The organism is Micromonospora sp. NPDC049801 (genome assembly GCF_040656575.1).
Lineage (GTDB): Bacteria > Actinomycetota > Actinomycetes > Mycobacteriales > Micromonosporaceae > Micromonospora.
In genome coordinates this window covers 18,093-39,529 of record NZ_JBFAMS010000029.1, presented here as the reverse complement: position 1 = coordinate 39,529, position 21,437 = coordinate 18,093, and the positions used below count along the sequence as shown (strand labels likewise).

Annotated in this window: 20 protein-coding genes; 6 read left to right on the top strand and 14 right to left on the bottom strand. The window is 72.2% G+C overall.

Annotated features, from left to right (window positions below; genetic code table 11):
• Positions 1 to 67: 67 nt before the first annotated feature.
• Positions 68 to 664, bottom strand: a complete 597-nt coding sequence (gene nadD / locus AB0I89_RS32400) for a nicotinate-nucleotide adenylyltransferase (protein WP_357134515.1) — start codon at positions 662 to 664, stop codon at positions 68 to 70.
• Positions 665 to 770: 106 nt separating this feature from the next.
• Between nadD and AB0I89_RS32395 the strand changes: the two genes are divergently transcribed.
• Both AB0I89_RS32395 and AB0I89_RS32390 read left to right on the top strand, forming a co-directional pair.
• Positions 771 to 1,430: a PadR family transcriptional regulator gene (locus AB0I89_RS32395; RefSeq protein WP_357134513.1), complete on the top strand. Its 660-nt coding sequence runs from the start codon at positions 771 to 773 to the stop codon at positions 1,428 to 1,430.
• Positions 1,431 to 1,590: 160 nt separating this feature from the next.
• Positions 1,591 to 2,805 (top strand): FAD-dependent monooxygenase, encoded by a 1,215-nt coding sequence (locus AB0I89_RS32390; RefSeq protein ID WP_357134511.1) that lies wholly within the window; start codon positions 1,591 to 1,593, stop codon positions 2,803 to 2,805.
• An 82-nt stretch (positions 2,806 to 2,887) separates the two neighbouring features.
• Here the strand turns inward: AB0I89_RS32390 and pepN are convergent, their stop codons facing one another.
• Positions 2,888 to 5,404 (bottom strand): aminopeptidase N, encoded by a 2,517-nt coding sequence (gene pepN / locus AB0I89_RS32385; protein ID WP_357134509.1) that lies wholly within the window; start codon positions 5,402 to 5,404, stop codon positions 2,888 to 2,890.
• A 69-nt stretch (positions 5,405 to 5,473) separates the two neighbouring features.
• Between pepN and AB0I89_RS32380 the strand changes: the two genes are divergently transcribed.
• Positions 5,474 to 5,692: a DUF397 domain-containing protein gene (locus AB0I89_RS32380; RefSeq protein WP_355053179.1), complete on the top strand. Its 219-nt coding sequence runs from the start codon at positions 5,474 to 5,476 to the stop codon at positions 5,690 to 5,692.
• Positions 5,693 to 5,794: 102 nt separating this feature from the next.
• Here the strand turns inward: AB0I89_RS32380 and AB0I89_RS32375 are convergent, their stop codons facing one another.
• Complete coding sequence (locus AB0I89_RS32375; protein ID WP_357134506.1) at positions 5,795 to 6,181, bottom strand: hypothetical protein; 387 nt, start codon at positions 6,179 to 6,181, stop codon at positions 5,795 to 5,797.
• 219 nt (positions 6,182 to 6,400) lie between these two features.
• Here AB0I89_RS32375 and AB0I89_RS32370 point away from each other — a divergent pair, with 219 nt between their 5' ends.
• On the top strand, positions 6,401 to 7,645 hold the full coding sequence (locus AB0I89_RS32370) for a cytochrome P450 (RefSeq protein ID WP_357134504.1): 1,245 nt from the start codon (positions 6,401 to 6,403) through the stop codon (positions 7,643 to 7,645).
• A 108-nt stretch (positions 7,646 to 7,753) separates the two neighbouring features.
• Complete coding sequence (locus AB0I89_RS32365) at positions 7,754 to 8,794, top strand: glycosyltransferase family 2 protein (protein ID WP_357134502.1); 1,041 nt, start codon at positions 7,754 to 7,756, stop codon at positions 8,792 to 8,794.
• Positions 8,795 to 8,892: 98 nt separating this feature from the next.
• Here AB0I89_RS32365 and AB0I89_RS32360 read toward each other — a convergent pair whose 3' ends face one another.
• The 3 genes from AB0I89_RS32360 to AB0I89_RS32350 are packed head-to-tail and all read right to left on the bottom strand — an operon-like array spanning position 8,893 to position 10,863.
• Positions 8,893 to 9,543, bottom strand: a complete 651-nt coding sequence (locus AB0I89_RS32360; RefSeq protein ID WP_357134501.1) for a DUF3618 domain-containing protein — start codon at positions 9,541 to 9,543, stop codon at positions 8,893 to 8,895.
• Positions 9,540 to 10,007: a phage holin family protein gene (locus AB0I89_RS32355; protein WP_357134500.1), complete on the bottom strand. Its 468-nt coding sequence runs from the start codon at positions 10,005 to 10,007 to the stop codon at positions 9,540 to 9,542. Before AB0I89_RS32355 ends, AB0I89_RS32360 begins: the two co-directional genes overlap by 4 nt.
• A 31-nt stretch (positions 10,008 to 10,038) precedes the next feature.
• Positions 10,039 to 10,863 (bottom strand): hypothetical protein, encoded by an 825-nt coding sequence (locus tag AB0I89_RS32350; RefSeq protein ID WP_357134498.1) that lies wholly within the window; start codon positions 10,861 to 10,863, stop codon positions 10,039 to 10,041.
• Between the two features lie 230 nt (positions 10,864 to 11,093).
• On the opposite strand from AB0I89_RS32350, the gene AB0I89_RS32345 reads away from it, so the two are divergent.
• Positions 11,094 to 11,585 (top strand): DUF4383 domain-containing protein, encoded by a 492-nt coding sequence (locus AB0I89_RS32345; RefSeq protein ID WP_357134497.1) that lies wholly within the window; start codon positions 11,094 to 11,096, stop codon positions 11,583 to 11,585.
• A 176-nt stretch (positions 11,586 to 11,761) separates the two neighbouring features.
• Here AB0I89_RS32345 and AB0I89_RS32340 read toward each other — a convergent pair whose 3' ends face one another.
• The 8 genes from AB0I89_RS32340 to AB0I89_RS32305 all read right to left on the bottom strand — a co-directional run bounded on the left by AB0I89_RS32340 (position 11,762) and on the right by AB0I89_RS32305 (position 21,361).
• Entirely contained in the window at positions 11,762 to 12,211 is a 450-nt protein-coding gene (locus AB0I89_RS32340; protein ID WP_357134495.1) for a GNAT family N-acetyltransferase, read from the bottom strand.
• 70 nt (positions 12,212 to 12,281) lie between these two features.
• Entirely contained in the window at positions 12,282 to 13,757 is a 1,476-nt protein-coding gene (obgE, locus tag AB0I89_RS32335) for a GTPase ObgE (protein ID WP_357134493.1), read from the bottom strand.
• Positions 13,758 to 13,850: 93 nt separating this feature from the next.
• Entirely contained in the window at positions 13,851 to 14,105 is a 255-nt protein-coding gene (gene rpmA / locus AB0I89_RS32330; protein WP_043966727.1) for a 50S ribosomal protein L27, read from the bottom strand.
• Between the two features lie 11 nt (positions 14,106 to 14,116).
• A complete protein-coding gene (rplU, locus tag AB0I89_RS32325; RefSeq protein WP_007464063.1) occupies positions 14,117 to 14,431 on the bottom strand; it encodes a 50S ribosomal protein L21 in 315 nt (104 codons plus the stop codon).
• 167 nt (positions 14,432 to 14,598) lie between these two features.
• A complete protein-coding gene (locus AB0I89_RS32320) occupies positions 14,599 to 15,075 on the bottom strand; it encodes a hypothetical protein (RefSeq protein WP_357134492.1) in 477 nt (158 codons plus the stop codon).
• 194 nt (positions 15,076 to 15,269) lie between these two features.
• Entirely contained in the window at positions 15,270 to 18,338 is a 3,069-nt protein-coding gene (locus AB0I89_RS32315) for an Rne/Rng family ribonuclease (RefSeq protein ID WP_357134490.1), read from the bottom strand.
• A gap of 131 nt (positions 18,339 to 18,469) precedes the next feature.
• Positions 18,470 to 19,189: a TIGR03936 family radical SAM-associated protein gene (locus tag AB0I89_RS32310; RefSeq protein ID WP_357134535.1), complete on the bottom strand. Its 720-nt coding sequence runs from the start codon at positions 19,187 to 19,189 to the stop codon at positions 18,470 to 18,472.
• Positions 19,190 to 19,357: 168 nt separating this feature from the next.
• On the bottom strand, positions 19,358 to 21,361 hold the full coding sequence (locus tag AB0I89_RS32305) for a TIGR03960 family B12-binding radical SAM protein (RefSeq protein WP_357134489.1): 2,004 nt from the start codon (positions 21,359 to 21,361) through the stop codon (positions 19,358 to 19,360).
• Positions 21,362 to 21,437 lie beyond the last annotated feature (76 nt).

Here is a 21,437-nt window from a genome sequence, read left to right as displayed (position 1 = left end):
CCCGGCGAGGTCCCGACCCGTCAGTTCTGGTCGGTTAGACGCACCAACCAGCACATACCGGACGCGATCAGGACTGATAGAGGCGTCGCTTGGCGATGTACTGCACCACACCGTCAGGCACCAGGTACCAGACCGGCTCACCCCGGGCGACCCGGGCACGACAGTCGGTCGACGAGATGGACATCGCGGGCACCTGGATCAGGCTGACCGTGTCCGCCGGGAGGTGCTTGTCGGTCAGCGCGAAACCGGGCCGGGTCACCCCGACGAAGTGGGCCAGCTCGAAGATCTCGTCCAGGTCCTTCCAGGACAGGATGCGTTGCAGCGCGTCCGCTCCGGTGATGAAGAAGAGCTGGACCTTGGCGCCGTACTCGGCCTGGAGGTCGCGCAACGTGTCGACCGTGTAGGTCGGGCCGCTGCGGTCGATGTCGACGCGACTGACCTGGAAGCGGGGGTTGGAGGCGGTGGCGATGACCGTCATGAGGTACCGGTCCTCGGCGGGGCTGACCGGCTCGTCGGCCTTCTGCCACGGCTGCCCGGTGGGGACGAAGACCACCTCGTCCAGGCCGAACCGGTCCGCCACCTCGCTGGCCGCGACGAGGTGCCCGTGGTGGATCGGGTCGAAGGTGCCACCCATGATCCCGATCCGCCGGATATCTTCCTCCACCCGTTGATCGTAGGCCGGGCGTCCGAACCGGTCGTATCGGCCCGAGGGCTGGCGACACGGATACTCGCGCGCGTATACTCGTCCACGAGTATTTGGGAGGTGCGTCATGCCGAAGCGGCGCAAGGTCGGCAACCTGCTGGCGCTGGCCGTGCTCTCCGCCCTCGTCCAGCGGCCCATGCATCCCTACGAGATGGCCAGCACACTGCGCGCCTGGGGCAAGGACCAGGACATGGAGTTCAAGTGGGGCTCCTTCTACACGGTGATCCGCAACCTGGACAAACACCAGTTGATCGCCGCCGTGGAGAGCGTGCGCGAGGGCCGACGCCCGGAACGCACCGTCTACCGGATCACCGACGCGGGCCGGGCCGAGCTGGTCGACTGGGCGCGGGAGCTGGTCGGCATGCCCATGGCGGAGCATCCCCGCTTCCGGGCCGGCCTCTCCGTGCTCGCCGCCCTGCACCCCGACGAGGCGACCGACCTGCTCCGGCAGCGACTCGACCGACTGGACGACGCGCTCCGCCGGGACCGCGAGACGCTCGACGCCCACCTGCGGGACGTCCCGCGACTGTTCCTGGTCGAGAACGAGTACGACCTCGCCATCCGGGACGCCGAGGCCACCTGGCTGCGGGCCCTGCTGGCGGAGTTGACCTCGGGAAGCTACCCGGGGCTGGACACCTGGCGGGCCTTCCACGAGACCGGCGAGATGCCGGCCGAACTGGCCGAGCTGGCCGCAAGGACCAGCAGCGACCCCGACACCGCCGACTGACAAGACAGCTCCGGCGGGGTGCGCCAACACCCCGCCGGAGCCCTACCCCGAACCGACACCTGAGCAGGCACCCGGCCCGAAGCGGCAACCACGAGGATAACCGGGTCCCCTCCCAGGACGGTTCGTCCGCACCCACGCGACGACACCAGGGAGAAAGAGCATGACAACGGTACGAACCGCACTCGTCATCGGCGGCGGCATCGCGGGGCCCGTGGCGGCCCTCGCCCTCCACCGCGCCGGCATCACCGCCACCGTCGCCGAGGCGTACCCGGCGACCGCCAGCGGAGCCGGTGGCATCGGTGGCACCCTCGCGCTCGCGCCCAACGGCGTGGCAGCCCTGCGGGCCGTCGGCGCGGACGAGGCGGTGACGGCGATCGCCACCGGGATCCACCGCAGCGTCATGGCCGTCGGCGCCCGACGGATCGACCTGCCGATGCTGGCCGGAGTGCCGCCGCTGCGCGTGGTACACCGGGCCGAGCTGCACCGGGTGCTGCACGACCGGGCCGTCGCCGAGGGCATCACCTTCGCGTACGGCAGGCGACTGGTCGACGTCACGCAGACCGACGACGGCGTGACCGCGCGTTTCGAGGACGGCACCACGGCGACCGCCGACGTCCTGGTCGGCGCGGACGGCATCCGTTCCACGGTCCGTGACCTCATCGACCCGGCCGCGCCCGGCCCCCGATTCACCGGACTGCTCGGCTTAGAGGCGGTCGCCCGGCACGAGGTGGACGCCGAGGCGGGCACGATGACGTTCGCCTTCGGACGGCGCGGCTACTACCTGTACTGGCCCGAGCCGGGTGGCGGCACCCGCTGGGGGGCCAACCTGCCGGGGCAGCGGCCGATGAGCCTCGTCGAGGCCCGTACGGTGCCCGCGCGGCAGTGGCTGGACACGTTGCGCGCCACCTACGGCGACGACGACCCGGGCCGGGAGCTGATGGCCACCAGCTCCGCCGACGACCTCCAGGTGGCCGGCGCGTTGCAGATCATGCCGCCCGTGCCGCACTGGCACCGGGGTCGCCTGGTGCTGGTCGGCGACGCCGCGCACGCGCCGTCGAACAGCTCCGGGCAGGGCGCCTCGCTCGCCATCGAGAGCGCGGTGCAGCTCGCCCGCTGCCTGCGGGACCTACCCGACGTGACGTCGGCCTTCGAGGCGTACGTGCGGCTGCGTCGCACCCGGGTCGAGAAGGTCGCCGCCCGCGCCGCGCGGATCAACCACACGAAGGCGCCCGGCCCGGTCGCCCGGACGCTGATGCCGCTGCTCATACCGCTGCTGGTGCGCACGGCGATGGACCCGGAACGCACCATCGCCCACGAGCAGCGCTACGTCATCGACTTCGACGCCCCGGTCACGGCCGAACCCGCCCTGCGGTGAGCACGGGCGCGGGGTGGCCGCTCGGCCACCCCGCGCTCCGACCATCGCAACCCGGGCCGCCCACCACGGCGGCCGGCCGACCTCAGGCCGAGGCGGCGGCCACCGCCGTGCGCGCCACGAGCGCCCGCCGCAGGTCGTCGTCGGCGTCGGTGACGACCCGCCGCAGGCCCGCCGTCAGGTCGTCGCGGGCCAGCAACGCCGCGGCCGCCTCCCGGGTCGGCTGCGCGACGGCGTAGCGGGGAAACGCCAGCTTCGCCACCCGGTCGGCCGTCCAGGGGGTACGACGACGAGCGGCGGCCGGCATCTCGGCGAAGTACCACCCGACGTACGCGGCGGTCAGCTCGGGCTGCTCGGGCTGCCAGAACCCCTCCGCGGTGGCCTCGAGCAGCCGGTTGGACAGCTCGGTGTCCCGCATGAGGATCTCCCATGCCGCCTGCTTCGCCGCCGGGTCGGGCCGGGCGGCCCGGCAGTACGCGGCCTGTTCCGCGCCGGCGGAGCTGACGTCGGCCCGCGCCTCCTCGGCGATCTCCGCCTCGCCCGCCGCGCCCAGCACCACGAGCCGGCGCAGCACCGCCCACCGCAGCTCCGCGTCGACGGCCAGCCCGGCCGGTACGTCCCGGCCGGCGAGCCAGCCGACGAGCAGGTCGCTGTCGGTGGTCGCGGCGATCCAGCCCCTGGCGGCGGCGAGCTGCAACGACTCCCCCGCCGGCGCGCCATCGAGCAGACGCCGGCACGCCTCGGCGACCCGGGCCAGCGCCGCCGAACGGGCCAGCGGGTCGAGGTAACGGTCCACCAGCGACCGGCTGATGACGAGCACGTCCTCCGCGATGATCACCTCGGTCTCGACGGGCAGCGCCGCGACCATCAGGTCGACCAGGCCGGCGACGGGCCGTTCGCCGTCGGTCGCCGCGTCCAGCGCCTCGCCCCAGAGCACCGCCCGGGCGAGCGGATCGGTCAGAGAAGGCAGCACCACCGCGACCGCGTCCGCCGACGCCTCGTCGAGGCGTACCTTGGCGAAGGTCAGGTCACCGTCGTTGAGCAGCAGCACCTGGGCCGCCGGCTCGCCCGTCAACGCGCCGAGCACGGTACGACCGCCGTCGACGGCCGGATCGAGATCCACCTCCGCGCGCTGGACGGCACCGTCCGCCGCGTACCGACCCACCCCGATGCGGTGCGGACGCAGCACGGGGTGCGACGCGGGGGCGGTCTGCACCACGGCGACCTCGGTGTAACGCCCGTCGGCGTCGACGTGGGCCTCGGCGCGCAACGTGTTGACCTGCGGCCGGCGCAACCACAGCTCGGCCCAACCGGACAGGTCCCGGCCGCTGGCGGCGGAGAGGCTGGTGAGCAGGTCGGCGAGGGTGGCGTTGCCGAAGCGGTGCGCGGCGAAGTGCGCGTTCAGGCCGGCGAGGAAGGCTTCGTCGCCGAGCCACGCGACCAGTTGCCGCAGCACGGCGGCGCCCTTGGCGTACGAGATGCCGTCGAAGTTGAGCAGGCCCTCGTCGGCGTCGGCCACCTCCGGCGGCGCGACCGGGTGGGTGGAGGGACGTTGGTCGGCCGCGTATCCCCAGGCCTTGCGGCGCATGGCGAACGTCGTCCACGCCTGGTCGAAGCGGGTGGCCTCGGCGGTGACCCGGGTGCCCAGGTACTCGGCGAAGGACTCGTTGAGCCACAGGTCGTCCCACCAGCGCATGGTGACCAGGTCACCGAACCACATGTGCGCCATCTCGTGGGCGATGGTGGTGGCCCGCACCTCGCGCTGGGTGTCGGTGACCGCCGAACGGAACACGTAGTCGTCGCGGAAGGTGACGATGCCCGGATTCTCCATCGCGCCGGCGTTGAACTCGGGCACGAACGCCTGGTCGTACTTGCCGAACGGGTAGCGCTCGGCGAAGAGCTGGTGGAACCGGTCCAGGCACCGCCCGGTGATGTCGAAGATCTCCTCGGCGTCGGCGTCCAGGTGCTCGGCGAGCGAGCGTCGACAGTAGATCGCCAGCGGTATGCCGTCGTGCTCGGCACGGCGGACGTGGTACGGCCCCGCGATCAGCGAGAAGAAGTACGTCGCCAGCGGCGCGGTCGGGGCGAACTCCCAGCGCCCCGGGGCCGGGGTGGCGACCACCTCGGCGTTGCCGGAGACCGTCCACCGCGGCGGCGCGGTGACCGAGAGGGTGAACGGGGCCTTGAGGTCGGGCTGGTCGAACGCGGCGAAGATGCGCTGGGCATTGTCGAGGAACGACATCGCGTAGAGGTAGGTCTCGCCGTCCGCCGGATCGACGAAGCGGTGCAGCCCCTCCCCGGCGTTGGAGTACGTCATCTCCGCCTCGACGACGAGGGTGTTCGTCGTGTCGAGATCGACCAGCGGCAGCCGGTTGTCGGTCAGCGTGGCGGGGTCGACGGCCCGGTCGTTGAGGCGTACCGCGAGGAGGTTCGCCGGCCTGACCTCGGCGAAGGTCGCGGCCCCGGCGGTCGCCCGGAACCGGATCTCGACGCGGGACCGGAACAGATCGCCGTCGCCGGTCAGGTCGAGGTCCACCTGATAGGACTCGACAGTAATCGCCGCGCCACGCGCGGTCGCCTCTACACGGGTCAGGCTCGGCATCCGCTTATCCTGCCCGATGGGGATCGGCAGGCGGTCCCCACCTGGCCCCCTGCAGTGGAGGAAAGAACCATGGCGCAGCACCCCAAGGGCGATTTCGACCTCTCCCGCGCGGTCTGGCAACGGGCCGAGGGGGACACCTCCGAGAGCGCTGTCGAGGTCGCCTTCGTCGACGACCTGATCGGGATGCGCAACTCCGCCGAGCCGCAGGGCCCGGTGCTGGTCTTCACCCAGGCCGAGTGGGACGCGTTCGTGGCCGGCGCGCAGGACGGCGAGTTCGACCTCGACTGATCCGCCGTGGCACGTGCCGGTGTCCTCTTCGAGGGGGACACCGGCACCGGTCGCGCGGTGGGGGTTTCTCAGCAGGGTTAGGGCGGGTGTCAAAGCCCGTGGCTAGTCGCCGTCGCCCCAGCCCAGACCGCCCGGGCCCGGCGCGTGGTGGAAGCCGGGATGGTCGGCGACGTCGACGCAGCGCTCCCCGTCCGGGCCGACCGCGCCGCAGAACAGCCGTTCGGCCCGGTGCCAGGCATCGGCCGGCGACAGGGCCGCCGCACCGAGCGCCAACTCCGGGCGGAGCAGGCTCAGCGCCTCCGCGTACGCCACCGCCTGTTCGAGCGCGTCGGCCGCGCCCGGCGCGGTGAAGCCCAGGTGCACGGTGAAGAACCGGCGCGGTCGGGCCGGCCGGCCCGGCGGGCCGATCAGCGGCCGCCCGGCCCGGCCCGCACCCAGCGTCTCGACCGCCCGCCGCTGCCGCCAGCGCGGCGGCCTGTTGTCGTTCATACGTCCTCCCCGTGGTCGTGGACACCTCGGCCCGACGGGGTCGTCACCGTCGTCCGACGATGCCGGCCGACGACGGCCCCACCGGCAAGCCAACCAGGTTCCGCCGCCCGTGGGAGGGGCCAGCGGACGCGCTGTCGACGCGGGGATTGCGCGGCGGCCACGAGGGTAGACGTGCCCCGGCGGCGACGCGGGCCGCCGCCGGAACCTCGAGGAGGCCCGATGGCGACCATGCCGGCCGACCGCGGCCCGGACAGCACCCTCGCCCTGCTGCGCGCCGGCTACCGGTTCATCGGAGAACGCTGCGACCGCCTGGGCAGCGACGTCTTCTCAACCCGGATCCTGCTCACGCCGACCATCTGCCTGCGGGGTCGACCGGCCGCCACCCTGTTCTACGACAACGAGCGCTTCCAGCGCGAGAGCGCCATGCCGCTGCGGATTCAGCGGACCCTCACCGGTCGGGGCGGCGTGCAGGGGCTGGACGGCGCCGCGCACACCGACCGCAAGGCCATGTTCATGTCGATCATGACGCCGACGGCGATCGCGCGACTCGGGCACCTCTTCGACGCCGAGTGGCGGGCCCGGATTCCCGCCTGGGAGGCGGCCGGCGCGGTGCCGCTCTACGACGAGCTGGGCCGGCTGCTGACCCGGGTGGTCTGCGCCTGGGCCGGCGTGCCGCTGGCCACGTCGCAGGTCGACCGCCGCGCCGTCGACCTGCACGCCATGATCGAGGGCCCGGCGGTCGTCGGCCCACGGCACTGGCGGGGCCTGCTCGCCCGCCGCCGCGCCGAACGCTGGATCGGCGACCTCGTCGAACGGACCCGGGTCGGCATCCACCCGGCCCCGGCCGACAGCCCGCTACGGGTCGTCGCCGAGCACCGCGACACGCGCGGGGCGCTGCTCCCCCGCCGGATCGCCGCCGTCGAACTGCTCAACCTGCTGCGTCCGACGGTCGCCGTGGACCGGTACATCGTCTTCGCCGCGCTCGCCCTGCGCGACCACCCCGCGTGGCGACAGCGGGTCCACGGCGACGACGGGGCCACCGAGCAGTTCGTCCAGGAGGTACGCCGTTACTACCCGTTCTTCCCGATGGCCGCGGCCCGGGTCCGGCGCTCCTTCGACTGGCAGGGCCACCACTTCCCACAGGGGCGGCGGGTGCTGCTCGACCTCTACGGCACGAACCACCACCCGGCGCTCTGGCCCGAACCGGAACTGTTCCGCCCCGAGCGGTTCGCCGACCGGCGCGTGGACCCGTTCGCGCTGATCGCGCAGGGCGGCGGCGACCACAGCACCGGACACCGCTGCGCCGGCGAGTGGATCACCATCGACCTCATGAAGCGGGCGGTCACCCACCTGACCGGCGGCATGCGCTACGACGTGCCGCCGCAGGATCTGCGCCTGGACCTGCACCGGATGCCCGTCCTGCCACCCGGCCGCATGACCGTCACCAACGTCCGCCGCGCCTGAGGTCGTCGTTGTCCCGGGGGTCGGTGCTTCGCACCGGTTTGGGCGGCCGCCGTGCGGGCAGGCGCAGCGGGCGGCACACCCGCCGCGCAGCACCGCCCAGGAGGCGCGATGCCCTCTCCGGCCACCGGTGACGCCCGGCGCGCCGCGCGTCACGACACCGGCGGAACGGCCCTGCCGATGGCGTACGTCCTGCCGCTGCGCTGGCACACCGACGCCGGCCTGGACGAGCTGACCGGCTACCTGCGCCGGCTGAGCGGTCTCGTCGACGTGATCGTGGTCGACGGGTCGCCTCCGGAGCTGTTCGCCCGGCACGCGGCGGCCTGGCGGGCGCTGGTGCGGCACCTGCCACCCGACCGCGCCCGGCGCGGGCTCAACGGCAAGGTGGCTGGGGTGCACACCGGCGTCGGCGCGGCACGCCACGAGCACGTGGTGATCGCCGACGACGACGTCCGGTACGACGAGGCCGGGCTCCACGCGGTGCACCGACTGCTGGACCGGGTCGACCTGGTCCGGCCGCAGAACTACTTCGACCCCCTGCCCTGGCACGCCTGGTGGGACACCGGGCGGACGCTGCTCAACCGCGCTCTCGGAAACGACTACCCCGGCACCCTCGCGGTACGCCGCAGCACGTTCCTCGCCATGGGCGGGTACGACCCCGACGTGCTCTTCGAGAACCTGGAGCTGATCCGTACGGTGCGGGCTTACGGCGGCGTCGAGGTCGCGCCGCCCTGGCTGTACGTACGGCGGCTGCCGCCGGACGCGGCGCACTTCCGGGGCCAGCGGGTCCGCCAGGCGTACGACGACCTGGCCCAGCCGGTCCGCCTGCTGACCGCGCTCGCGGTCGTGCCCGCGCTGGCCGCGGCGGTCGCGTCCCGCCGGCCCCGGCTGCTGCTCGGCATGACGGCCAGCGTCGTCGCCCTGGCCGAGGCGGGTCGCCGCCGCGCCGCCGGTGCCACCGTCTTCCCACCGACCACCACGCTGGCCGCCCCGCTCTGGCTGCTCGAACGCGGCATCTGCAGCTGGCTTGCGATAACCCAGCGCCTGCTGAAAGGCGGCGTCAGCTACGGCGACACCAGAATCCGCACCCCAGCCCACCGCCACGAAGTCCCCGCGATCTTGCACTTTCTGCTGGGACAGAAGCCGCGTTAGCCGACAGGTCAGCAACAGCAAGTGCAAGATCACGGGGAGATACGGCGACGGCTCGCAGCCACCGGGGTGGCCGCGAGCCGTCGTCGACGTCGGTGGCTTCAGGAACTGACCTGCTGGCGGGCCTGCTGTGCCTGGTCCTTGACGTCCTGGGCGGCCGAGCGGCCGTCGTCCTTGACCGCGTGCACCGCGTCCTGGGCGGTGGACCTCACCGACTCGGCGGCGTGCTGGGCCGGCTCACGCAGCTCGTCCTTGAGTTCGCTGGCAACCTCGCCCAGCTTCTCCTTGACGACTCCGCTGTGCTCGCCGACCTTCTCCTTGACCTGCGCGGCCGCCTGCTGCTCCCGGCGGGACGCCGGAATCAGCGAGGAGGCCAGCCAGCCCACGCCGAAGGCGATCAGACCGGCGGCGAGCGGGTTGCCCTGCGACTTCTCCCGGATCACGCGGGGCGCGGTGTGGGCCGCGTCGCTCACCGAGGAGGCCGCCGACTGCGCGGCGTCGCTGACGCTGGACGCCGCCGACGACGCGCGGTCACCCACCGAGTGGGCGGCGTGGCCGGTGCCCTGGCCGAGGTCGGAAGCGGTTCCCATGACCTTGTCCCTCACATTCTGCAGCGCGGAGCGGGCCCGCTGCTTACGGTCGTCGACGATGCGGCTGGGGCTGACCTTGTACGCCAACGCGTCCACGTCGGAGCTGAGGCTGTTGCGGGTGGCTTCGATCTCCCGGCGGATCTGGTCGGGGTCGGTGCTCATCGGGTGACTCCCTCCGGGTGGGGCTTGAGCGCGTCGGGGATCCGCTGCACGCTGTCGTTGGTCTGCTTGAGCCCGCGTACGTGCTGGGCGTTTTTCTTCGCCGCCGAGTAGAGGACGGCGGCGACCACGGCCCAGAGCACGGCCACGATCAGCGCGGCGAGCCCGGAGTCCATGACGTTGTCCAAGAACTGCCAGATGGCGATCGAAACGAAGAGGGCCACCATGTAGCCGCCGAAGCCGGCACCGCCGAATAGGCCCGCAGCCTTGCCGGCCTTCTTGCCCTCCTGGCGGATCTCGGCCTTGGCCAGCTCGACCTCCTGGCGCATCAGCGTCGACAGGTCGGTGGTGACCTGACGCATCAGATCACCGAGCGAACTGCCCTTCACCTCGGCCGCGGTGTGCGGGGCACCCGCGTCGGGGTGGTAACCGGAGTCCAGTCCGGACCCCTGCGTCGGCATGCTCATGCCGCCGCCTCCCTTCGGATGACTCGACACCTCACGGGCGAGGGCTGCCGCTGGACGGCACGCCCGGCAGCGGGTCGGTCTGGGTCACCGGCGGCAGCGGCTGACCGGTGCTCGCCGGCTCGGTGTAGCCGCCCTGGCGGGCCGGATCGCGGTAGCCGCCCGGCGTCGGGTCGGCGTAACCGCCGGAGGTCGGCTCGGTGTAGGTGCCCGGGGTCGGGTCGAGGTAACCGCCGGCCGGGGTGGCGTCCGCGGCCGTGCGGGGCGTCGGCGGCGGGGTGGGGATCACGGCGGTGCGCTCCGGGTCGTACGCGCCCGCGCCGCGGTAACCCGCGGAACCGTTGCCGGAGTCGTCACCGGAGGCCGAGATGCCCTTGGTCAGGCGGCCGGCCAGCACACCGAGCACCGCCGCGCCGACCAGGAAGGTGCCCGGGTTACGCCGCGCGTAGTCGCGTACCTCATTGATCAGGTCGCCGGGCTGGCGCTCCTCGAGCCAGCCGGCCACGCCGTGCACCCGGTCGGCGGCCTGGCGGGCCAGCTCGCTCACCGGACCGGCCTGGCCACCCTGCTCGGCCATCGAGCGCATCTCGTCGGCGATCGACCGCAGTCCGCCGGCCGCGCGGCGCTGCTGCTCACCGGTCTGGCTGGCGAGCTGGCTGCGGGCCTCGCCGTAGAGGTTGCGGGCCTGCCGGACGGCCTCACGGCCGACCTCGGTGCCCTGCTCCTTGGCGGTCTGGGCGACCGCGCCACCGGCGTGCGCCGCCTCGGACCCGACGTGCCGGGCCTGCTCGCGGACGCCGCCGCCGTTGGTGGACTCCTGGCCGTACGTGGTGGAGGTGGGTGACAGATCGTAAGTCATGATTTCCCTTCCGCTCGGAAGTGTCGTCGCGGTTGTTCTGGGGGAGGCGGCCGTGTCGCCGTGGCCGCTGACAACTCACCTACCCGGCGTTTTGGCTTCCATACCTGTTCGTGCATTTCTCTGCGCGAGCGTCGGGAGGGACTTCAAAATGGAGGATCGCGGGGCTGCGTCACGTCGCCGCTGCGGACAGCGACGTTCGCGGGACCGGGAGATCCACGAAAGGGGCACCGATGGCACGAGACGCGCGGGGTGGCCGACCTGCCGCGCCCCGACCGCGGGTGCAGGTCGCCGCGCTGGTCGTGGCCGGGGTCTTCCTGCTGATCGGTGTCCTCGGCTACATCCCCGGCATTACCACCGACTACAGCGATCTGGCCTTCGCCGGGCACCACTCGGACGCCAAACTGCTCGGCGTGTTCCAGGTCTCGATCCTGCACAACGCCGTACACCTGCTGTTCGGGCTGGTGGGTCTGGTGTTGGCCCGCAGCGTCGCCGGCGCGCGGGTCTTCCTGGCCGGGGGCGGCGCGATCTACCTCGCCCTGTGGCTGTACGGCCTGGCGATCGAGGCGATCGACGAGGAGGGTGGCGCGAACATCCTGCCGGTCAACGGCGCTGACAACTGGCTGCACCTCGCCCTCGGCTTCGGCATGCTGGCCCTCGGCCTGCTGCTGTCGAACGAAGCCGGGACCGGCGGACGCCTCGACACCCCGATCGACCGCCCCTGAGCTGCTACTTCGCGCGGATGCTCACCGGTACCTGGTGCAGCGCGGCTCGACCGGAGTCCAAGCCGGTCACCGTCGCGCACGCCGAGGCCGGGGCCTGACGCCGCCCGCGCGCCCATTAGCCGTTAGGAAGGGCCCCTTTCTATACACCAGGCGTTAAAAAGGTGCCCTTCCTTACGTCAGGCAGCGACCGGGAGCCGTTTGGCGAAGCAGACGCTGTACGGGTTGCCCACGTACTCGCCGTACACCGGGATCGGTTCGTAGCCGCACGAGGTGTACAGCCCGACGGCCGCCGGCAGGTACGTGCCGGTCTCCAGGCAGACCACGGTGTGCCCCTGCTGGAACGCGCACTCCTCCAGGGCGGCGAGCAGTTGCCGAGCGATGCCCCTGCCCCGGTACGCCGGCCGCACGTACATCCGCTTGACCTCGCCGGTGACGGCGTCGAGCGACTGGAGTCCGCCACAGGCGACCGCCCGACCGCGCACCACCACGGCCAGGTAGCGGATGTCGTCGTGGGTGACGGTGACCTGCCCGTCCAAACCGCCGTCAGCGACGCGCAGCTCACGCTGCTGGGCGACGACCAGGGCGGCGATTTCGGGATCGATGGCGGGCCGCGACTCGATCAGCATCACCCGACGCTAAGCGGGATTGATTTCGCGGAGGTTTCCGGCAATCAACCCGATCACGGAGCGCAACCGGCTACTCGGCGTCATCCTCGATGTCGTCGTCGCCCATGTCCGCGCCGATCTCGTCGGAGTCGATCTCGTCCTCCGGGCGCACCCGGCGGGCCTTGCGCGCGGCGAGCCGCTCCGCCGCCGACGCCCGGTTCGACTTCTCCTCCAGGCGGACGTCGGTGCCCCGGTTACCGGGCACGAACTCCACGCCCGCGTAGAGCGTCGGCTGCCAGTCGAACTCGCGCTCACCGATCCGGACCAGGTCACCGGGTTCGGCGCCGGCCTTGGCCAGCTTGTCCTCGACACCGAGGCGGGCCAGCCGGTCGGCGAGGTAGCCGACCGCCTCGTCGTTGTCGAAGTTGGTCTGCTTGACCCACCGCTCCGGGCGTACGCCCCGGACGGTGAACGAGCCGTCGGCCTCGGCCGTGATGGTGAAGCCGGCGTCGTCCACCGCCATCGGCCGGATCACGATCCGGGTCGGCTCGGCCGGCGGGGCCGCCTTGCGCTCCGCCTCGACCAGCTCGGCCATCGCGTACGTCAGCTCCTTGAGCCCCTCGCGGGTGGCCGCGGAGACCTCGAACACGCGGTAGCCGCGCTCCTCCAGGTCCGGGCGGACGATCTCGGCGAGGTCCCGGCCGTCCGGCACGTCGACCTTGTTCACGGCCACCAGCCGGGGGCGGTCGGTCAGGCCGCCGTACTGGCTCAGCTCGGCCTCGATGGCGTCGATGTCGGCGACCGGGTCGCGGCCGGGCTCCAGGGTCGCCGAGTCGATGACGTGCACCAGCACCGCGCAGCGCTCGATGTGCCGCAGGAACTCCAGGCCCAGGCCCTTGCCGGTGGCCGCGCCCGGGATCAGGCCCGGCACGTCGGCGACGGTGAAGGTGTGGTTGTCCATCCGGACCACACCGAGGTTGGGCACGAGGGTGGTGAACGGGTAGTCGGCGATCTTCGGCTTCGCGGCGGAGATCACCGAGATCAGCGACGACTTACCGGCCGACGGGAAGCCCACCAGGCCCACGTCGGCGACGCTCTTCAGCTCCAGCACGATGTCCAGCTGGTCGCCGGGCTCGCCCAGCTCGGCGAAGCCGGGCGCCTTGCGCTTGGCGTTGGCCAGCGACGCGTTGCCGCGCCCGCCGCGCCCGCCCCGGGCCACCTCGAAGGTGGTGCCGGCGCCGACCATGTCGGCCAGCACGGTGCCGTCGGTGGTCTGGACCACAGTGCCGTTGGGCACCTTGAGCACCAGGTTGTGGCCGTTGGCCCCGTCCCGGTTCGACCCGGCGCCGCCCTTGCCGTTGTCGGCCTTGACGTGCGGGTGGAAGTGGAAGTCGAGCAGCGTGGTCACCTGCGGGTCGACCACCAGCGACACGCTGCCGCCGTGGCCGCCGTTGCCGCCGTCCGGCCCCCCGAAGGGCTTGAACTTCTCGCGGTGGATCGAGACACAACCGTGCCCACCATCGCCGGCCTGCAGATGCAGGACGACCCGGTCAACGAACGTCGCCACGGCGTCAATCCTTCCAGCGAGGGTCGACCCCGCACGTCGAAAAAGCCGAGCGGGCCGGGACCCGGAGGTCCGCGGCCCGCTCAGCGAAGAGAACTACTGCTGCGGAACGATGCTGACGGTCTTGCGACCGCGCTTGGTGCCGAACAGGACCGAGCCGGCGGCCAGGGCGAACAGCGTGTCGTCGCCGCCACGGCCGACCAGGTCACCGGGGTGGAACTTGGTGCCACGCTGCCGGATGAGGATCTCACCGGCGCTGACGACCTGACCACCGAAGCGCTTCACGCCAAGTCGCTGGGCCGCGGAGTCACGACCGTTACGCGAGCTGGACGCACCCTTTTTGTGAGCCATTGGAGGACGACCTACTTCCCGCTGGAGATGCCGGTCACCTTGACCTGGGTCAACGGCTGGCGGTGACCCTGGCGCTTGTGGTAGCCGGTCTTGTTCTTGAACTTGTGGATCCGGATCTTCGGGCCCTTGGTGTGCGCGGCGATCTCGCCGGACACCGCGACCTCGGCAAGCTTCGCCGCGTCGGTCACCAGGTCGTCACCGTCGACGAGGAGCACCGCGGTGAGCTTCACCGCGTCACCGGGGGCACCGGTGAGCTTCTCGACCTCGATCACGTCGCCCTCGGCGACCTTGTACTGCTTGCCGCCGGTCTTGACGATCGCGTACATCGGAGGCGGACTCCCTGTCGTTGAGGCTGCTGACTGGTCGTCCCCGCGGCGGCTCGCCGGGTAGCAGTGCACGGCGGCGCGGGCACGCGGGAACTCGGCACACCAAAGGTGGGCCGTAGGCAAGAGTACGCCATCGCTGGCATGGACCCCAAACCGGCCCGCCCTGGTTACCGGGCGCAGAGCTGATCGAGACGCTGCTGGAGCCGGTCCAGCTCGGTCTCGTCGATCGACTCGACGTCGACGCCGAGGGCGGCGACCTCCGTGCCGAGGTCACTGAGCAACGTCCTGAGCTGCGCGTCGGTGGCCTGAGCCCTCTGCTCCCGCAGCGCGGTCCGCCAGCCGGCCAGGGCCGCCTGCGCCCGGGTCCGGGCCGCGTCGGCCGTCACGGTGTCACCCGCGCCCACCGCGGCGACCATCTGGCCCAGCTCCTCGACGTATTCCCGGACGGCGGTGGTCCCGGCCCGCCGCGCCTCGGCACAGACCCGGGCGTCACCGCCCGTCGCGCCACCGCCCAGCGGCGTAGCAGCCGGACCCGTCGGCGCGGAACCCCCGGTCGGGCCCGCACCACCCGAGCGGTCGTCGGAGCAGCCCGCCGAAGCCAGGAGTACGGCTACCAGCAGGGTACGAGCGAGCAGGCGACGCATCTTCTTCTCCTGACCGGGGCCGAGCGTTCCCGCATCGGGGTGACCCGAGCGGCGAGGTCCCTCCCCGTCACATTGCCGGGAAAGGGACCTCGTCAAACACCGGGCCGGTCAGCCGTCAGAGACGGGCGGGCCGGTCAGCCGTTCAGGGACGGCGGGCCGGTCAGCCGTCAGAGACAGGCGGGCCGGTCAGCCGTTCAGGGGCGGGTCCGTCGGCGGGCGCCACCCCGACGGGAACGACGACGTCCGGTGCCACCCTCGGCGGCCTCCTCGTCGCCGTCGGCGTCGGCGAGAGCGTCCGGGTCGTCCGCCGCGGCCAGCCGGGCCGACTCACCCCGCTGGCTGTCGGACACCGCCGGAGCGGCCTCCGTCTCCGTCTCGTACCGGGACAGGTCGTACCCCATGGTGTCCTGGTAGTCGGCGTGCGGTTCGGCGTGGTTGTCGGTGTCGACGACCTCGATGACGGCGCGCTCGGCCGGGGCGCTCTTGCGCGCCCGGCGGCGGGAGGACGGCGTGCCGTTCTCCGCGGCCGGGGCGGCCGCGGCGGCCGGCGCCGACGACGCGACGGCCTTGACCTTCTCCGCGGCCCCGCCGGTGCGCGGCTTCTCCGGCACCGGCTCGGTGTGGATGATGACGCCCCGGCCCTTGCAGCAGTCGCACGTCTCGCTGAACGCCTCGAGGAGGCCCGCGCCGATCCGCTTGCGGGTCATCTGCACCAGACCGAGCGAGGTGATCTCGGTGACCTGGTGCTTGGTGCGGTCCCGACCCAGGCACTCGGTGAGCCGGCGCAGCACCAGCTCCCGGTTCGACTCGAGCACCATGTCGATGAAGTCGATCACCACGATGCCGCCGATGTCCCGCAGCCGGAGCTGGCGGACGATCTCCTCCGCCGCCTCCAGGTTGTTGCGGGTGACCGTCTCCTCCAGGTTGCCGCCGGAGCCGGTGTACTTGCCGGTGTTCACGTCGACGACCGTCATGGCCTCGGTCTTGTCGATCACCAGCGAACCGCCGGACGGCAGGAACACCTTGCGGTCCAGACCCTTGATGATCTGCTCGTCGATCCGGTACTCGGCGAACACGTCGTTGGTGCCGACGTGCCGACGGACCCGGTCGACCAGGTCCGGGGAGACGTGCGACAGGTACGACTCGACCATGCCGTACGACTGCTCGCCCTCGATGACCAGCTCGCGGAAGTCCTCGTTGAACAGGTCCCGGACCACCCGGATGACCAGGTCGGGCTCCTCGTAGAGCAGCACCGGGGCGCCACCCTCGGCGGCCTTGGCCTGGATGTCCTCCCACTGCGCCTGCAACCGCTTGACGTCGCGGGCCAACTCGTCCTCGCTGGCGCCCTCGGCGGCCGTCCGGACGATCACGCCGGCGCCGTCCGGGACCAGCTTCTTGAGCACGTCCCGCAGCCGCTTGCGCTCGGTGTCCGGCAGCTTGCGGCTGATCCCGGACGCGTTGCCGTTGGGCACGTAGACCAGGTGCCGACCGGAGAGCGCGATGTGGCTGGTCAGCCGCGCGCCCTTGTGCCCGATCGGGTCCTTGGTGACCTGGACCAGCACCGAGTCGCCGGAGCGTAGCGCCTGCTCGATCGAGCGGGCCCGCCCCTCCAGCCCGGAGGTGTCCCAGTTGACCTCGCCCGCGTAGAGCACCGCGTTGCGGCCCCGGCCGACGTCGACGAACGCCGCCTCCATGCTGGGCAGCACGTTCTGGACCTTGCCCAGGTAGACGTTGCCGGCCATGGTGCCGGAGGAGTTGCGGGTGACGTAGTGCTCGACCAGCACCCCGTCCTCCAGGACGGCGATCTGGGTACGGTCGCCGCGCTGCCGGACCGCCATCACCCGGTCCACCGCCTCCCGGCGGGCCAGGAACTCCGACTCGCTGAGGATCGGCGGCCGCGTACGGCGCTGCTCCCGGCCGTCCCGGCGACGCTGGCGCTTGGCCTCCAGCCGGGTCGAGCCGGACACGCCCTGGACCTCGTCGACCGTACGACGGGGTTCGCGGATCTTGACCACGGTCGGCACGCCGTCGTCGGCGGCCGCCCCCTCGGTGTCACCCGCGCCCCGGCGACGACGGCGACGGCGACGGCGGGTCATCCCGTCCCCGCCCTCGGACTCCTCGTCCTCGTCGCCCTCGCCCTCGGCCTCGACCTCGGCGGTCTCCTCCTCGGCCTGCGCCGCCTCGTCGGACTCCTCGTCCTCGGCGTCGTCGGCGCCACCCTTGCCCCGGCCCCGACCACGGCGACCACGGCGACGGCGACGGCGCGCGGCGGCGCTGTCCTCGTCGTCCTCGTCCGCCTCGGTGGCCTCGTCGGCCTCCTCGGTCGGCTCCTCCTCGGCCTCGACGGCCTCGATCGGCTCCACCGGCTCCGCGTCGCGGCGGCCGCGCCGCCGACGACGGGAGGGCTCGGCCTCGACGGCCGGCTCCTCGGCGACCGGCTCGGGCTCGGCCGGGCGGGTCACCGGCACGGCGTCCGGCTGAGGCGCCATGAACAGCACGGTGGGCGCGGAGAGCGCTGCGCGACGACGGCGGGTCTTCGGCGGCTCGGCCTCGATGGCCTCGGCCGGCTCGATCGGCTCGTCCGTCACGTTGGCCACGGCGACACCGGGCGCGACATCCCCGAACGCCTGCTCGGCCGCGCCCGGCGGGGTCTGCGCCTCGTCCAGCTCGGCTTCGGCCTCCCGCAGGTCGGACTCGGCCGGCGTCTCGTCGGCCGGGACGGGCTCGGGCTCGATGACGGCGGCCCGCTCCGACTCGACGGCCGGCTCCGACTCGACGGCAGCGGCGGGCTCCGGCTCGGTGACGGCGGGCGTCGCCTTCTTCCGCCGGGTGCGGGTCACCTTGACCGGGGGAACGACCTCGGGGGACGACAGCTCCGCGCTGGCCGCGACCAGCGGCTCCTCGGCGGTCGTCTCGACCGGAGCGGCCTTGCGACGGCGGCGGGGGGTTTTCGGAGGGACGTCCAGGTCACCGGAGATCGGGGCGAAGACCTCCGCCTGCGGCGACTCGACGGCGCCGATCCCACCGGTGGACGCCTCGACGGGCGCCTCGGCCTGCTCCGGCTGGTTGAGCGGGGCGGCCCGACGCCGGGTGACCCGTGCCCGTCGCGGCTTCGCGGCGGGCTCGGCGCTCTCGGCCCCGGTCTGCTGCGCGCCGGTGGCTTGCTCGGTGCCGGCGGTGCTGTCGGTGTTGCTCTGGTCAGCGGTATCCCCGGCCGGCTGTGAACCGGTCCGTTCGCCGCCCTCGGGCTCGTTCTCGAGCATGGACGTTCTCCAGTTCTGGCTGCCCCGGGCGCGGGTGAGCGCTGCCACGCAGGGTCGCCGCAAAAGTGTTTCCGCCGGGCGCGCGTGGTGCGCGACCGCCGAAGTCTGCCTGCAAGAGCGCTGACCGTCGGTCAGTGCCCAACGATGGCTGCCCCGCCGCGGTCCGCATCCAACGGATCCACGATCGCACCCTGCGCGGTCAGCGTGCCCTGAGCCAGCCGGGTCACCCTCGGCGAGACCGGCGGCTCCAGGTCGGCCACCACGCGGAGGCCGGAAAGGACGTCATCGGGCCGTACGGACGGAGTGACCTGCCGTACGACCAGTTCGAGTATCGCACACGGTACGGCCGGCGCCCCGGAAGGCGTCTGCGTCGGGGGTAGGACATCGATTGATATGACTGCCGCGCGGGCGTCGAAGGTGCGTCGCCCCTGCTTGGTCATCCGCTCGACCAGAACCTCGTCGGCGGCGGTGAACGCGTCCACGGCGGTGCGCAGGGTCGCCGTGTCGACCTCGGGCAGCTCGATGTGCCAGTGCGACGCCTCGATACGGTCGGCCAGGCTGCCACCCTCGGCGATCACCACCTCCAACACGTCCAGCCCGGGCGAGAGCGCGGCGTCGAGCGCGGCGCGCAGCGCCTCCGGGTCGACCGGGGCCTGAAGGCCGATCTCCAGGTACTCCGCCTCGCTGGCGACCCCGGTCGGAGCGGCGCTGGCGTAGGAGATCTTCGGGTGCGGGGTGAAGCCCTGGGAGAACGCGATCGGTACGGCGGCGCGACGCAGCGCGCGCTCGAAGGCCCGGGCGAAGTCCCGGTGCGAGGTGAACCGCAGCGGCCCGCGCTTGGCGTACCGGATGCGGGCGCGCTGGACGACCGGCGCCTGCCCACCCTCCGGCTGGTTTCTCTTACTGATCGTCTCGCTCCTCGAAACTCAGCACCTCGTTGATCATGAAGTTATTGTCGACGACACGCCGTGGTGCGGGCAACAACTTCATGATCGACGCGAGCGACCCACTGGGGTCGGTCAGGGGGCGGGGGTCTTCAGGGGGGTGATCGGCGTCAGGGGGAGGAGTTTCTTGCCCGTCGGGCCGATCTGGATCTCGGTGTCCATGGAGGGGCAGACGCCGCAGTCGAAGCACGGGGTCCACCGACAGTCGTCCTGCTCGAACCCGCTGACCGAGTCCTGCCAGTCCTGCCAGAGCCAGTCCTTGTCCAGGCCCGAGTCAAGGTGGTCCCAGGGCAGGACCTCCAGCTCGTCGCGCTGGCGGGTGGTGTACCAGTCGAGGTCCACCCCGAACGCGGGCAGCGTCTCGGCCGCCGCGTCCACCCAGCGCTGGTACGAGAAGTGCTCGCTCCACCCGTCGAACCGGCCGCCGTTCTCCCAGACCCGGCGGATCACCGCGCCGACGCGGCGGTCACCCCGGGAGAGCAGGCCCTCGATCAGCGACGGCTCGCCGTCGTGGTAGCGGTAGCCGATCGCCCGGCCCAGCGAACGGTCGGCGTTGATGGCCTGCTTGAGGATCTTGAGCCGGTGGTCGATGACCTCCGGACGGTCCATCGAGGCCCACTGGAACGGGGTGTGCGGCTTCGGCACGAACCCGCCGATCGAGACCGTGCAGCGGATGTCCTTGGAGCCGGTCGCGGCCCGCCCGGCCCTGATCACCTCGTGGGCCATCTCGGCGATCTCGAGGACGTCCTCGTCGGTCTCGGTGGGCAGGCCGCACATGAAGTAGAGCTTCACCTGCCGCCAACCGTTGCTGTACGCGGTGACGACCGTGCGGATCAGGTCTTCCTTCGACACCATCTTGTTGATGACCTTGCGGATCCGCTCCGACCCGCCCTCCGGGGCGAAGGTCAGACCGGTACGCCGCCCGTTGCGGGACAGCTCCTGCGCGAGGTCGATGTTGAAGGCGTCCACCCGGGTCGACGGCAGCGACAGCGACACGTTCGTGCCCTCGTACTGCTGGGCCAGGCCCGAGCACATGTCGCCGATCTCGGAGTGGTCGGCCGAGGAGAGCGACAGCAGGCCCACCTCGTTGAAGCCGGAGAACTCCAGGCCCTCACGCACCATCTGCCCCACGGTGGTGATCGACCGCTCCCGCACCGGGCGGGTGATCATGCCGGCCTGGCAGAAGCGGCAGCCCCGGGTGCAGCCCCGGAAGATCTCCACGGCGTACCGCTCGTGCACCGTCTCGGCGAGCGGCACGAGGGGCTTCTTCGGGTACGGCCACGCGTCCAGGTCCATCGTCGTGCGCTTGTGCACCCGGAACGGCACGTCCGCCCGGTTCGGCACGACCCGCTGGATCCGCCCGTCCGGCAGGTAGTCGACGTCGTAGAAGCGCGGCACGTAGACGCTCTCGGTGCGGGCCAGCCGCAGCAGCAGTTCGTCGCGGCCACCCGGGGAGCCCTCGGCCTTCCACTCCCGGACGATCGCGGTGATCTCCAGGACGGCCTCCTCGCCGTCGCCGAGCACCGCGGCGTCGATGAAGTCGGCGATCGGCTCCGGGTTGAACGCGGCGTGCCCACCGGCCACGATCACCGGGTCGGCGTCGGTACGGTCGGCGGCCAGCAGCGGAATGCCGGCCAGGTCGATCGCCGTGAGCATGTTGGTGTAGCCCAGCTCGGTGGAGAAGGAGATGCCGAACACGTCGAACTTGCGCACCGGCCGGTGCGCGTCGACGGTGAACTGCGGCACGCCGTGCGTGCGCATCAGGCTCTCCAGGTCGGGCCAGACCGCGTACGTCCGCTCGGCGAGGGTGTCGGGCAGCTCGTTGAGCACCTCGTAGAGGATCTGCACACCCTGGTTGGGCAGGCCCACCTCGTACGCGTCGGGATACATCAGCGCCCAGCGCACCGTCGCGGCGTCCCAGTCCTTGACGACCGCGCCCAGCTCACCGCCGACGTACTGGATCGGCTTGGAGATCTGCGGGAGCAACGGCTCGAGCCGGGGCCAGATCGACGGCTCCGAGCTGGAGTCGTCGCCCGAATTGGTCGCGGCCGCGCGCGGCGTCGTGGACGGGGCACTCATGATGCCCAAGGGTACGCGCCCGCTCGGAGGTGACCGCGCGCACGCCACGATGCCGGCCGACCGGCCGACCCGAGCC